Here is a 12268-nt window from a genome sequence, read left to right on the forward strand (position 1 = left end):
TTTTCGTTTCACTTCGCGGTGGCGGCCGCTTCGATCAGGCTGGCCACGGTTTTCGGATTCGACACCATCACCACATGGGACGCGCCTTTGACCACCACGGTCTGCCGGGCGTGGGCCCGTTCGGCCATGAACGCCAGCGCCTGGGGCGGGATGTTCTTGTCCTTGTCGCCGTACACGAACCACGACGGGATCGACTTCCACGCCGGCTCGCCCGACGCCTCGTTCAGCGCCGCTTCGGTGATCGGGCGTTGGGTGGCGGCCATCAGTTTCGCGTCGGCGTTCGGCACGTCGGCGGCGAACTGGTCGTGGAACTTGTCCTGCTGGATGTACAGATCCTTGCCGCCATCCTTCAAGGCCACGGGCGGGGCGAGGGTCGGGCCCAGGGTGCTGCCGGGGAAACGGCCGGCCAGCCCGGCCACGGTTTCGCCCGCCTCAGGGGCAAACGCGGCGACGTAGACCAGTGCCTTGACGTTGGCGTTGCCGTAGGCCGCCGCGCTGATCACAGGTCCCCCGTAGGAGTGGCCGACCAGCACCACCGGCGACTTGATCCCGGCCAGCACATCGGCCACCGATTGCGCGTCGCCCTTGACGGAGCGCAGCGGGTTGGCGGCGGCCACCACCGGATAGCCGTCCTTTTCCAGAATCTTCACCACGCCGTTCCAGCTGCTGGAGTCGGCGAAGGCGCCGTGCACCAGCACGACGGTGGGCTTGGCGTCGGCGGCCATGGCCGAGGCGGCGCCGGCCATGGCGGCGGTGAGGGCAAGTCCTGCAAACCACTTGTTCATCGTGTGTTCCTTGTGTCGGGAGGAGGGATACCGCGTTCAGGCCTATTGAAGGCGCTGGCTGTATCGGCGATGTGTCGGGCTCCCGCCGTGGATGCGTTGGACTGTGTCTGGCGACGCGCAGGCTACAGAGCGATACAAAGCGAACGCCCCGAAGGGTTCGGGGCGTCGGGTTCAGGCGGCTGCGGCGGACGTGGCCGGTATCGCGCAGGTGGCCGGGTGCTCGGCCAGCGACACGAACGTGCGGCGGTCGCTGCCGAGGGCGTCGACGGAGCCGGTCTCGATGTCGTAGACCCAGCCGTGCAGGTTGAGCAGGCCTTTTTCCTGGGCCAAGCGCACGCTGGGGTGGGTCTGGATGTTCGCCAGTTGCGCGATCACGTTCTCCCGCACCATCGAACTCAGCTTCGCCGCGTCATCGGCATGGGGCCGGGACTCGTTGACCACCTTCGCCGACTCGGCGTGCTGCAGCCAGCCGCTGACGGCGGGCAGGTGATCCATGCATTTGCATTGGGCGATGGCGGTCATCGCGCCGCAGTCGGAGTGGCCGCAGACGACGATGTCGGTGACGCCGAGCACGGCCACCGCGTACTCCACCGTGGCCGATACCCCGCCCGGGTGCGGGCTGTAGGAGGGCACGATGTTGCCGGCGTTGCGGATCACGAACAGCTCGCCGGGTTCTTGCTGGGTCAGCAGTTCCGGCACCACGCGGCTGTCGGAACAGGTGATGAACAGCGTGCCGGGCTGTTGGGTGGTGGCCAGGTGCTTGAACAGTTCGGTGCGTTGCGGAAACGCTTCGCTCTGGAATTTCAGGAAGCCTTCGATCAGGTTTTTCATGGTGTCGTCCTCTCAGTTGGAGCAGCCGGTGCCGAATTCGCTGTATTGAAGGATGTGTTTGTCGCCGTGTGAATCGAGGTAGGTCATCTCGACGGGCACCACGCCGCAGATGTCCGCGACCGGGGTGACGCTCACGACCTGGGCAATGTCCAGCGCCATGCCGTAGCGGTAGGCGACGGCTTCTTCATCGGCCTGGGCCTGGGCGGCAAGACCGGCGAGCAGGGCGAGGAGCAACGGAATCTTTTGCATGGGGCAGCCTCCAGACAAGTGGTGTGACGATGTCGGCTATCGGGGTAGGGGAGGCCCGCACGCCGGGTGCGGGCCGGGTGGATCAGAACGGACGCAGCGGCAGGAACTTGCCGTCGAGGGTGACCACGGCGCGGGAGCCGCCTTCTGGGTCTTCGACTTTCTTGATGTCGAGCTTGAAGTTGATCGCGCTGATGATGCCGTCGCCGAACTGCTCGTGGACCAGGGCTTTGAGGGTGGTGCCGTAGATCTGGATCATCTCGTAGAAGCGGTAGATGGTCGGGTCGGTCGGCACGCCGCTCAGGCTGCCGCGCAGCGGGATGACCTGCAGGGCGGCGACGTCGGCGGCGTCCAGTTCCAGCTTGTCGCCGACGGTCTGCGCGGCGGCCGCCGGCAGCGGGTGCTGGCCGAGCAGGGCGGCGGTGACGTAGGCCAGGCTCAGGCCGGTGTCGTCGGCCAGGTCCTGCCACGACAGGTCTTTGCGGGCCTTGGCGTCGAGGACGCGGGTGGTCAGGGCCAGGCTGGTGTCGTTGTAGGCGTGGGACTGTTGCATGGTGTCACTCCTTTCGGGGTTGGCTTGGGTGTGGAAGCGATCTTGCGCCGATCGATCCATAGCGTCCAAGATCGATATACAATGCTTCGCATAAGTCCTGCCTATAGATGGTGTGCCCATGCTGCTGCGACATCTGCGTTACCTGCTGGCCGTGGCCGACCACGGCGGCTTCACCCGCGCGGCGGAGGCGCTGCACGTGTCGCAGCCGACCCTGTCGCAACAGATCCGCCAACTGGAGGACAGCCTCGGCGTGACGCTGTTCGACCGCACCTCGCGCACGGTCCGCCCCACCGACGCCGGCCTGGCCTACATCGAATGCGCGCGGCGGGTGCTGGTGGAGCTGGAGGCGGGCAAGCGGGCGCTGCATGACGTCAAGGACCTGACCCGCGGCACCTTGCGCCTGGCCATGACCCCGACGTTCATGGCGTACCTGGTCGGGCCGCTGGTGCGGGATTTCGCGGCGCGGTTTCCCGGCATTCACCTGGAGATCTTCGAGCTGTCGATGGACGACATCGAGGCGGGGCTGGCGGACGACTCGCTGGACATCGCGATCGCGTTCGCACCGGCGCGCCATCCCGACATCGAGTGCATTCCCGCATTCGTCGAGACGTTGGGGATCATGGTCGGGCGCGGCCATCCGCTGTACGGACGTGAGTCGCCGCTGAGCCCGGACGAGGTGGCGCAGCTGGATTTCGCCTTGCTGGCGCCGGGGTTCATCACGCGCCAATCCACCGACGAATACTTCCGCCGGCAGGGCATCTCCCCCCGGGTGCAGATCGAGGTCAACTCCGTGAGCACGCTGCTGGAAGTGATACGCCACACGCCGATGGCGACCATGCTGCCGGAGGCCATCGCGACCCTGGACCGGGGGCTGCACAAGGTCCGCGCCGAAGGCGAGGCGCCAGAGCGCGGAGCGGCGGTGTTGCGGCGCCGCAACAACTACCACAGCGCCGCGTCGGTGGCGTTCATGAACCTGCTGCTGGGAACGCCTGACGCCTGAGCCTTCCTCCGCTAGGCTTTGGACAGCCTCACGGAGGAATGCAGCGATGCCGGTGATTGTGCTGATCGTGCTGATGGTGTTGACGGGCTGCACCCGGGATCCGCAGGATCAGAACCTCCGGGTCTCGAACGATCACCAACTGTCCGGGCCGAAGATCCAGTTCCTCGGTGTCGGCGGGTGGCTGCTGCACTGGAAGGGCGAGGGCCTGATGCTGGCGCCGTCGTTCAGCAACCCCAGCCTGTTCGGCCTGCGCGGCGTGCCTTCCCCGCTGGTGCTGGCCAATGAGCGCAAGATCGATGACGCCATGCGCGACGTGCCCGACGCCGCTGACGTGCGGATGCTGCTGGTGGGGCATGGCCATTACGACCATCTGCTGGATGTGCCGATCATCGTCCGCAAGTACACGCCTCAGGCGACGATCTACGGTTCGGAGACGGTCAAGCACATCCTCCAGGGGTTCGATGAGCTGAAGCGGTTTCCCGTTGTCGATGTTCAAGACGACATGGCGAAACTGAAAGGCTTCGGCGAGCCCGGCCCGCTGATGAAGGAGGGGCAATGGTTCCCGTCCCCCAGCGGCCGCATCCGGGTGATGCCGATCCAAAGCGAACACGCCGGCCATGTCGCCGGCCTGAACCTGGTGCCCGGCGACTATCACACCGATCTGACGAAACCCGAGCTGTCGCTGTGGCGGTGGAAGCCCGGCCAGAGCCTGGCCTGGGTCATCGACCTGATGGACGACGCCGGAAAGTACCCGGTCTATCGCATCCACTATCAGGATTCGGCGGCCACGCCGCCGCTCGGCTACATGCCGGCGCTGGCCGACGGCAAGGGCGTCGACGTTGAAATACTCTGCGCCTCGTCGTGGAAACAGGTACGCCACTATCCGCAGCGGGTGCTGGAGCGGCATAGGCCACGGATGGTGCTGATCGGCCATTGGGAAAACTTCTTCGGCAACGATCCCCATGAACCGAGGCTGTTGGTCGGGCAGGATGTGCGCTCGATGATCCGGGTGGTGCAGACCACGGTCGGCCCGCAGGTGCCGGTCGTGCTGCCGGCGCCGCTGTCCGAGGTGCGCTTTCCGGCGCCCGAAAAAAAAACCGCTCCCTTGAAGGGGAGCGGTTTTTCATGGCGTTCGCCGATCAGCAGAGGCGGTCGATGACCCGGGCCTCAGTCTGGTTCTGCATCGAGTCCCACGCCTGTTTCAGCGTCTGCAGGACATTGCCGATGAAGTCCTTGTCGGCGGCGGCCTTCTTGCCGACATAACCCTGGCCGCGGCGGTACATCTTCAGGCGGGCCAGCAGGTTCTGGTTGTTCTTGTCGAACTCTTCTTCACCGGCGTGGGGCGACAGGCAGTCGATCTGTACCTGCCCCGACTTGCTGATCCACAGGATATGGCTGTCGTGGGTGTCTTTCTTCGCTGCGAAAAGACGAGCCAATTCTTCGATGGTAGGTTGATTGTTCAGATTCATGTTCATGCCCCTTGACCAGTTTGGTGATCTTGCAAAGTTGATTCGCTAATACAGGTAGCCCATCGGTTAGTTGATCCCTGGCACCGAAACCAGGACGTCAGCGGTCGCCCGTGATAAGTACGGGGTCATGCGTCTGTTGCATGTAGTCGTGTTGAATAACTGCTACGCGATAGCGTCACAACGAAGAGAAACAGCGAAAACCGGGAGGCTCCTTGACGACTTTTTCAGGGTTCGCCACAAGCGACTTGAGAATTTTCGCCAGCGTTTCCCGTCCTTGTACTGGACGTTCAGGCCAGGTCAGCTTCTTCAATCTGCCTTGTGGGCAGCGTGTATCCGGAAAAAACAACTCGGCGGTCAGACGAGCTTGCTCAAGCGTGTTGCCAGTGCTCCCGATCGGGGAGACGTCTGCATCATGCAAAAGCCGAACGACGTCGTCAACGGTTTTGTAGTGATTATTTTTGGTCACTACATATTGTCGGACAAAGTCGTTTTGGAATGAGGAAAAGGGGAGTTCAGGCCATGGGAGCGGGGCTTTGGAGGCCGTAGACGGTGCAAGGGTAGCCGTCTATCACGCGTTGCTCGCAGGTGAATGCGCCGCTGCTCAGCGCCGGAATGGCTCCGGCCCAGAACCGCTGTGCCGGGCGGTTGGCGTCGATGTGGAAAATCTGCCATTGGCCGGGGATGCGGCTCAAGAGGTCAGAGACGACAAATTGCGCGACGCCTCGGCCACGCCAGCGCCGGCAGACGAAGAGATAGCCCAGGTTGTGCTCGGCGCCCTTGAGGTGTGTGTTGCCGTCCACGCTGATGAACCCCGCCAGTTCGTTGTCCACCCGGATCAGGAAGGCGCGGGTGGCGGGGTGGCGCCAGTAGTCGAGCGTCGGCCCGATGGGATAGAACCCGTTCTCCCCGAGTTTCAGCGGCAGCCATTCGCTGAAGTCGTGCAGGTAGAACTGCATCAGGCTGTCGAGGGTGTCGTGGTCGTCGCGGTGGGCGGCGTGCAGTTCGATGCTGGGCATGGCGCGGGTTCCTGGCAATCGCTTCAGACACTCTAGTGCGCGGTTTACGGTTTGGCGGCCGCTTTTGCCGTGCGTCTTCCGGCGCCGGCGGTTTTGCGTCCGGTGCTCTTGCGTTTTTTCTTCCACGGCGCCGCAGCCTTGCCGGAGGGTGGCGGGCCGCTGATGGTCAGGCTCAGGCCGGCGCAGCGGGTGACTTGCTTGCTCATCCAGGCCGCCTGTTTGGTGACGAACTCTTCCAGGCTCATCTCGCCGCTCTGCACCATGTCCAGCGCCTGTTCCCAGATCGCCGTGGTGCCGGGGTCGGCGATGGCCCGTGGCACGGCGTCGATCAGGCTGAACGCCGCAGGCGTCGCCGACAGTGCCTTGCCGTTCTTCACCAGGTAACCGCGGTCCAGCAGGCCCTGAATGATCGAGGCGCGGGTGGCTTCGGTGCCGATGCCGGTGGTGTCCTTGAGTTTCTGCTTGAGCAGCGGATCCTCCACCAGTTTGGCGACGTTCTTCATGGCCTTGATCAGGTCGCCTTCGGTGTAGGGCTTGGGCGGCTGGGTCCACAGATCCTTGAGCTTCACGTCCGCCACCGTGCAGTCGTCGCCCTGGCTCAGCGCCGGCAAGGTTTGCGGCGCCGGTGCCTCGCGCCCCCTGGCCGCGGCCAGCGCTTCAGGCAAGGCGCGTTTCCAGCCGGGCTCGACGATCTGTTTGCCGACGGCGCGCAAGGCCTGGCCGGCGCAATCGAAATCCGCCTGGGTGCGGTCGTATTCGTGGTCGGGCAGGAACTGCGCCAGATACCGTGCGCGGATCAGGGTGTACACCGCGCGGTGCTTGCCGGTGAGCCGTTCGAGGTTTTTCGCGGCGGCGGTGGGGATGATGCCGTGGTGGGCGCTGACCTTGGCGTCGTTCCAGGCGCGGGAGCGGCGTTGCGGTTGCAGGTGGCCGTGCAGGGCTTCGAGGCTCGGGTCGGCCTGACGCAGCGCCGCCAGGATCCCCGGTGCCTCGGCGTGCTGGCTCAGGGGCAGGTAGCCGCAGTCGCTGCGCGGGTAGGTGATGACCTTGTAGGTCTCGTAGAGGGCCTGGGCGACGTCGAGGGTCTCCTGGGCGCCGAGGCCGAGCTTCTTCGAGCAGACTTCCTGCAAGGTGCCCAGGTCGAAGGGCAGGGGCGCCACTTCCCGCAGGCGTTCGGTGCGCAGCTTCACCACCCGGGCGCTGGCGGCGCCGCGGATCGCGTCGGCCGCCTGCTGCGCCAACGCCTGGTTCAGGCAGCGGTCCTGGTCGTCGCAGGCATCGGACGGTGCGCGCCATTGGGCGGTGAACGGCAGGCCGTCGTGCAGCAACTGCACGTCGATGGCCCAGTAGGGCACCGGTACGAAGTCCGCGATGCTGCGGTCGCGATCCACCACCAGGCGCAGGGTCGGCGTCTGCACCCGGCCCACCGGCAGCACGCCCTGATAGCCCGATTGGCGGCCTAGCAGGGTGAACAGACGGCTCATGTTCATGCCGATCAGCCAGTCGGCCCGTGAGCGTCCCAGCGCCGAGTGATAGAGGCTGAAGGTCTCGGCCCCCGGCTTGAGCGCGGCCAGGGCCTTGCGGATCGAGGCTTCGTCCAGGGCCGACAGCCACAGGCGGCGGATCGGCCCGCGGTAGCGGCAATGCTCCACCAGTTCGCGGGCGATCATTTCGCCCTCGCGGTCGGCGTCGGTGGCGATGACCAGTTCGCTGGCCTCGCCGAGCAGGCGCTTCACTGCCTTGTACTGGCTGGCGGTGCGCGGCTTGACGGTCATTTTCCAGCGGTCGGGGATGATCGGCAGGTCCGCCAGCACCCAGCGCTTGTAGCGGGCGTCGTAGGCGTCCGGCGGCGCGGTCTCCAGCAGGTGGCCGATGCACCAGGTCACCGTGACGTCCGTTCCCAGCCAGCAGCCGTCGCCCCGGCGCTTGGCGCCCAGCACGGCGGCGATGTCTTTCGCCTGGGAAGGTTTTTCGCAGAGGTACAGCCGCATGGACACCGTCGTCGATCAAAGTCCGAAGAGGCGCACAGGATGGCTGGAGTTGCGCCGATGGGCAACTTTTATCTGTATGGATGTACAGCTTTCGTGTTGCCGGAGGTTGCCGCGCCTTGCGTTCCTGCCGACCGTTGCTTAACTGAGCAATCAGGGCGCCCCCGAACGGTTTCGGCGGAGCCCGTTTCGTTCGATGGCTGTGTCCTGCGGCGAATTCTCGGAACGAGACTCCTTATGGATCAGGCCCGGCCCGCTTCATCGGTGAAGCGGCGCGGCCACCTTGGAGCGTCCAGTGGAGAGGGCATTTGCATGATGCAGCCGAGCCGCGTTTCCCGTGCTTTCCTCCGGCATCCTTCCTTGCGCCAGCGTCGCCCGGCCATTGGCGGACTCTGCCTGTCACCCAGATCTTCCGGCCTCGCGGCCCAGGAGTTGCCATGGCCTATCTGATCGCTCGTCCCCTGCTCGGCGCGCCCGATGAGATCAAGCTGTGGGTGGGGGCGTTTGACGTGCCCAAGCCGCCCACCGTCAGTTTCACGGTCGGTTCCCAACCCTTCGTGCCGGTGGCTGCCGGCGTGTTTGCGCCGATCCGTGACCGCAAGCCGGGCAACCCGTACTCCAACTTTCAGGCGGTGTTCACCTTCAAGGCGCTGGGCGCCGGGGTCGAGCACCCCGTCCGGGTCGACGCCGGGGCCGGTTTCACGCCGTATTTCCTGCGGGTGACCTCGTTGCCGGCCAGCGTGCCGGCGAAGTTGCAAGGCAGCTTCAAGATCCTGCTCGCCTCGTGCTACTGCTGCGAAACCGACGCGGTGGACGTCGGCCGGTTCATTCAACGCCTGCCGGTCAAGCCGGACATGGCCCTGTTCGCCGGCGACCAGGTCTACCTCGATGCCCCGGCGCTGGAGTCCATGCCCCAGACCGAAGACGCGCTGCGCCAGGCCATCTCGCGCAAGTACCGGCACAACTGGCTCTCGGAGATGACCGGCGGCATCGGCCTCCAGCAAGGGCTGAGCAAGGCCCCGGCCTTTTGCCTGCCGGACGATCACGAGTTCTGGAACAACTACCCGTGGAGCCAGTTCTGGAAGAACGGCACCCAGACCGCGCCGACACCCGCCGGCGGCGTCAACCTGTGGGCCGACGCCGCCCGTGAGATGTACGCCGACTACCAGCAGGGCGGCACCGTGGCGCAGACCAGCCTGCGCCTGGACATCGAGCCGCTGAGCATGCTGTTTCTCGACACGCGCAGCCAGCGCATGGCCGATTTCAACCACCCCCAGGGCCTGATGCCGATCGATGCCGAGAACGCGTTCAAGCTGTGGGCCAATGACCTGATCGCTTCCCAAGGCAAGGGTCAGCCGCGCATCGGCGTGCTGGCCACCGGGCAGACGCTGTCGGCCCAGCCGGCCTTCATGGACAAGCTGGGCGACGCCGAGCTGGCCAACTACGGCGTGCAGTACAAGATGATGATCGACACCCTCGACCGGTTGGGGCAGCACGGCATCCAGGTGGTGTTCCTCACCGGCGACGTGCACTGGAGCCGGGTGATGCAGGCCAGCAACATGAAGACCTCGCGCACCTGCCTGACCGAGGTGGTCTGCTCGCCCACCAGCCTGGTGCCGACGCCGGTGGTGGATCAACTGGCCAAGGCGGGCGACTTCCTGCACGGCATCTTCGGCGACCGCCAGCAATGGCCGTTGCATTCCGATCCCGAAAAGGCCCCGGCCTCTTTCGGCAACAAGGCGTTCCGGCCGGACGAGCCGACGCGGCCGCAGGGCTGGCGGGGCAACCATGTCGCGCTGGTGGAGTTTTCCCGTTCAGGGTTCGGCGTGGAACTGAAGGTCACCTACTACCCGATCACCGCGCCACCCACGCCGGCGTCGTCCGCCGGCCCTTTCACGTTGCTCAATGCCTGATGACCCCGTTCATGGAGAACCGACATGCCCGTCAAATTCACAGAGGTCGCGCGGTCCAACCCGCAGATCAGCACCTTCAAGCGCAAGGCCAAGGAAGACAACGTCGGCTGGCTGGAGCGCGCCGTCGGCGAGCTGGCGGACAAGAAGAACCCCGACCAGTCCTATGTGCTGCTGGCCGGCGCCAACGACACGATGGCCTGGCGCTTGCGCACCGGCCAGTCGCACTTGCGCTTTGACCTGCTGCCGTCCTACTGGTCAACGTCAGCCTTCCTGAAACTGTCGCCCAAGGGCGTGGCGCACTCGACGATCCTGCACGTGCCGTTGTTCCAGCCCGAAGGCGGCGTGTTCGCCACCGAGCGCAACGGTGTGGTGGAGTCCCCGGTGCAGCTGCTGGCGGACGAGGGCCGCTGGAAAAACATCGCCGTGATCGCCTGGCCCCGTTCGCAGGAGGACGTGCTGAGCAAGCGCGAACTGTTCGAGAAGGGCCGGGCCTATGTCGATGCGCTGGAGCACGTCGTGCGTTGGCTGGCGTTTTCCTGGGGCGTGGCGCGCACGCCCAACCCGATCCACGACGGCATCGGGCTGCCTACGGCCTGCATGCTGGAAACCCTCTACGCGGCCACCGGCCTGGACCTCACGCCCGGCCTCGAATCGCGCGCCTCCAGCCCCGAAGCGATCTGGGCGACGGCGATGTACTGGTACGAATACTTCACCAAGAACAACGTGGCGCCGCCCAAGGGTCGGTACACCGCGCCGCACGACTACAACATCCACGACGGCAAGTGAGCCGACGGCAACTGAGGTGAAGGGAAGAGCGGGGACGCGGGCGGGAGTATCGAGAAATTGATTGGCGCCCTGTTTCGGGCTGTGTCAGGTTCACCGCGCCTGCCGTTTCGCGACGGCAGGGGCGAGTGACAGGACGGTCTCGCCGGAGATCGCCGTGGTCTGTCGGACACCGACAATTCTGAAACAAGGACGTACACCATGCCTCAAGCCTCTTCCCAGGCCAGCAACGCCTTCACCGAAATCGACACCTTCCGCCACCTGTACGACCGCGGCGACGGTCAGGTCAACGGCAAACCGTCGTTCACCGCCGACCAGGCCGCCGCCGAGATCCTGCGCAAGGGCATGTCCTGGCAGGACAAGAACGGCGACGGCAAGATCGACCTCAGCTACACCTTCCTGACCGACAAGCCTGCCAACTACAACCCGAAACTGGGCAACTTCGGCGAGTTCAGCGCCCTGCAGAAAGCCCAGGCCGTGCTCGCCATGCAATCCTGGGCCGACGTGGCCAACGTCACCTTCACCGAAGGCAACGGCGGCGACGGCCACATGACGTTCGGCAACTACGACGTCAGCACCGGCGGCGCGGCGTTCGCCTACCTGCCCCAAGGCAGCAGCTACGACGGCCAGTCCTGGTACCTGATCAACGACCAGTACCAGGTCAACAAGACCCCGGGCACCAACAACTACGGGCGCCAGACCCTGACCCACGAAATCGGCCACACCCTCGGCCTGTCGCACCCCGGCGCCTACAACGCCGGCAACGGCAACCCGACTTACGGTGACGCCAAGTACGCCGAAGACACCCGCGGCTACAGCCTCATGAGCTACTGGAGCGAAAGCAACACCGCCCAGAACTTCAGCAAGGACGGCAGCGGCGCCTACGCATCGGCGCCGTTGCTGGACGACATCGTGGCGGTGCAGAAACTCTACGGCGCCAACCTGCAGACCCGTGCCGACGACACCGTCTACGGCTTCAACTCCAACGCCGAGCGCGACTTCTACAGCGCCACCTCCAACAGTTCCAAGGTGGTGTTCTCGGTGTGGGACGGCGGCGGCAACGACACCCTGGACTTCTCCGGCTTCAGCCACAACCAGAAGATCAACCTCAATGAAGGTTCGTTCTCCGACGTCGGCGGCCTGGTGGGCAACGTGTCCATCGCCTATGGCGTGACCCTGGAGAACGCCATCGGCGGTTCGGGCAACGACCTGCTGATCGGCAACGCGGCGGCCAACGAACTGGTGGGCGGCGCCGGCAACGACCTGATCTACGGCGGTGGCGGCGGCGACACGCTGTGGGGCGGGGAAGGGGCCGACACCTTCGTGTTCGGCGCGGCCAGCGACTCGACCATGACCGCGCCGGACTGGATCATGGATTTCACCAGCGGCCTGGACAAGATCGACCTGTCGGGCATCGCCGGCTTCGCCACCGGCGCGGCCACGCTGAACTTCGTCAGCGGCTTCACCGGCCATGCCGGCGATGCGATCCTCACCTACTTCGCGCAGACCAACCAGACCAGTCTGATGATCGACCTGACCGGCCAAGGTTCGGTGGACTTCGCCGTGGGCGTGGTGGGGCAGGCGCTGGCAAGCGACATCGTCGCGTGACCTGACCTGCGCAAAAAGAAACCGCAGCCTGCGAAGGCTGCGGTTTTTTCATGGGCGGTGCGCCGTTCGGCTGCGG

Annotated in this window: 13 protein-coding genes; 6 read left to right on the plus strand and 7 right to left on the minus strand. The window is 65.4% G+C overall.

The window, feature by feature from the left end; all coding sequences use genetic code 11:
- Positions 1-8 precede the first annotated feature (8 nt).
- The 4 genes from CAG31_RS08985 to cynS all read right to left on the minus strand — a co-directional run bounded on the left by CAG31_RS08985 (position 9) and on the right by cynS (position 2415).
- Positions 9-785, minus strand: coding sequence for an alpha/beta fold hydrolase (locus CAG31_RS08985; protein ID WP_085580016.1), 777 nt, complete (start codon positions 783-785; stop codon positions 9-11).
- Positions 786-956: 171 nt separating this feature from the next.
- The gene (locus CAG31_RS08990) at positions 957-1616 is read right to left on the minus strand and encodes a carbonic anhydrase (RefSeq protein ID WP_085580018.1); all 660 of its coding nucleotides are present in this window, start codon (positions 1614-1616) and stop codon (positions 957-959) included.
- A gap of 12 nt (positions 1617-1628) precedes the next feature.
- A complete protein-coding gene (locus CAG31_RS08995; RefSeq protein WP_085580020.1) occupies positions 1629-1865 on the minus strand; it encodes a DUF2790 domain-containing protein in 237 nt (78 codons plus the stop codon).
- 82 nt (positions 1866-1947) lie between these two features.
- Positions 1948-2415 carry a cyanase gene (cynS, locus tag CAG31_RS09000; protein ID WP_085580022.1) on the minus strand — a complete coding sequence of 156 codons (468 nt, stop codon included), beginning with the start codon at positions 2413-2415 and terminating at the stop codon, positions 1948-1950.
- A gap of 118 nt (positions 2416-2533) precedes the next feature.
- Between cynS and cynR the strand changes: the two genes are divergently transcribed.
- Complete coding sequence (gene cynR, locus CAG31_RS09005) at positions 2534-3415, plus strand: transcriptional regulator CynR (protein WP_085580024.1); 882 nt, start codon at positions 2534-2536, stop codon at positions 3413-3415.
- 46 nt (positions 3416-3461) lie between these two features.
- Entirely contained in the window at positions 3462-4574 is a 1113-nt protein-coding gene (locus CAG31_RS09010) for an MBL fold metallo-hydrolase (protein ID WP_139831331.1), read from the plus strand.
- Here CAG31_RS09010 and CAG31_RS09015 read toward each other — a convergent pair.
- Positions 4555-4884: a hypothetical protein gene (locus tag CAG31_RS09015; protein WP_085580111.1), complete on the minus strand. Its 330-nt coding sequence runs from the start codon at positions 4882-4884 to the stop codon at positions 4555-4557. The genes CAG31_RS09010 and CAG31_RS09015 overlap by 20 nt on opposite strands.
- A gap of 127 nt (positions 4885-5011) precedes the next feature.
- Between CAG31_RS09015 and CAG31_RS09020 the strand changes: the two genes are divergently transcribed.
- Entirely contained in the window at positions 5012-5383 is a 372-nt protein-coding gene (locus tag CAG31_RS09020; RefSeq protein ID WP_085580026.1) for a hypothetical protein, read from the plus strand.
- 13 nt (positions 5384-5396) lie between these two features.
- Here the strand turns inward: CAG31_RS09020 and CAG31_RS09025 are convergent, their stop codons facing one another.
- Positions 5397-5900, minus strand: coding sequence for a GNAT family N-acetyltransferase (locus tag CAG31_RS09025; RefSeq protein WP_085580028.1), 504 nt, complete (start codon positions 5898-5900; stop codon positions 5397-5399).
- Between the two features lie 44 nt (positions 5901-5944).
- The gene (locus tag CAG31_RS09030) at positions 5945-7891 is read right to left on the minus strand and encodes a DNA topoisomerase III (protein WP_085580030.1); all 1947 of its coding nucleotides are present in this window, start codon (positions 7889-7891) and stop codon (positions 5945-5947) included.
- A gap of 434 nt (positions 7892-8325) precedes the next feature.
- Between CAG31_RS09030 and CAG31_RS09035 the strand changes: the two genes are divergently transcribed.
- The 3 genes from CAG31_RS09035 to CAG31_RS09045 all read left to right on the plus strand — a co-directional run bounded on the left by CAG31_RS09035 (position 8326) and on the right by CAG31_RS09045 (position 12192).
- A complete protein-coding gene (locus tag CAG31_RS09035; protein WP_085580032.1) occupies positions 8326-9801 on the plus strand; it encodes an alkaline phosphatase D family protein in 1476 nt (491 codons plus the stop codon).
- 24 nt (positions 9802-9825) lie between these two features.
- Positions 9826-10587: a hypothetical protein gene (locus CAG31_RS09040; RefSeq protein ID WP_085580034.1), complete on the plus strand. Its 762-nt coding sequence runs from the start codon at positions 9826-9828 to the stop codon at positions 10585-10587.
- Between the two features lie 198 nt (positions 10588-10785).
- Complete coding sequence (locus CAG31_RS09045) at positions 10786-12192, plus strand: serralysin family metalloprotease (RefSeq protein WP_085580036.1); 1407 nt, start codon at positions 10786-10788, stop codon at positions 12190-12192.
- The last annotated feature ends 76 nt before the right edge of the window (positions 12193-12268 follow it).

This window comes from Pseudomonas sp. R25(2017) (genome assembly GCF_002112565.1).
GTDB lineage: Bacteria > Pseudomonadota > Gammaproteobacteria > Pseudomonadales > Pseudomonadaceae > Aquipseudomonas > Aquipseudomonas ekonensis.

Excerpts from the sequence above, each read along its gene's own strand:
- CAG31_RS08985 (WP_085580016.1), bottom strand. The coding sequence starts at position 785 with ATGAACAAGTGGTTTGCAGGACTTGCCCTCACCGCCGCCATGGCCGGC.
- CAG31_RS08990 (WP_085580018.1), bottom strand. The coding sequence starts at position 1,616 with ATGAAAAACCTGATCGAAGGCTTCCTGAAATTCCAGAGCGAAGCGTTT.
- CAG31_RS08995 (WP_085580020.1), bottom strand. The coding sequence starts at position 1,865 with ATGCAAAAGATTCCGTTGCTCCTCGCCCTGCTCGCCGGTCTTGCCGCC.
- cynS (WP_085580022.1), bottom strand. The coding sequence starts at position 2,415 with ATGCAACAGTCCCACGCCTACAACGACACCAGCCTGGCCCTGACCACC.
- cynR (WP_085580024.1), top strand. The coding sequence starts at position 2,534 with ATGCTGCTGCGACATCTGCGTTACCTGCTGGCCGTGGCCGACCACGGC.
- CAG31_RS09010 (WP_139831331.1), top strand. The coding sequence starts at position 3,462 with ATGCCGGTGATTGTGCTGATCGTGCTGATGGTGTTGACGGGCTGCACC.
- CAG31_RS09015 (WP_085580111.1), bottom strand. The coding sequence starts at position 4,884 with ATGAATCTGAACAATCAACCTACCATCGAAGAATTGGCTCGTCTTTTC.
- CAG31_RS09020 (WP_085580026.1), top strand. The coding sequence starts at position 5,012 with ATGCGTCTGTTGCATGTAGTCGTGTTGAATAACTGCTACGCGATAGCG.
- CAG31_RS09025 (WP_085580028.1), bottom strand. The coding sequence starts at position 5,900 with ATGCCCAGCATCGAACTGCACGCCGCCCACCGCGACGACCACGACACC.
- CAG31_RS09030 (WP_085580030.1), bottom strand. The coding sequence starts at position 7,891 with ATGCGGCTGTACCTCTGCGAAAAACCTTCCCAGGCGAAAGACATCGCC.
- CAG31_RS09035 (WP_085580032.1), top strand. The coding sequence starts at position 8,326 with ATGGCCTATCTGATCGCTCGTCCCCTGCTCGGCGCGCCCGATGAGATC.
- CAG31_RS09040 (WP_085580034.1), top strand. The coding sequence starts at position 9,826 with ATGCCCGTCAAATTCACAGAGGTCGCGCGGTCCAACCCGCAGATCAGC.
- CAG31_RS09045 (WP_085580036.1), top strand. The coding sequence starts at position 10,786 with ATGCCTCAAGCCTCTTCCCAGGCCAGCAACGCCTTCACCGAAATCGAC.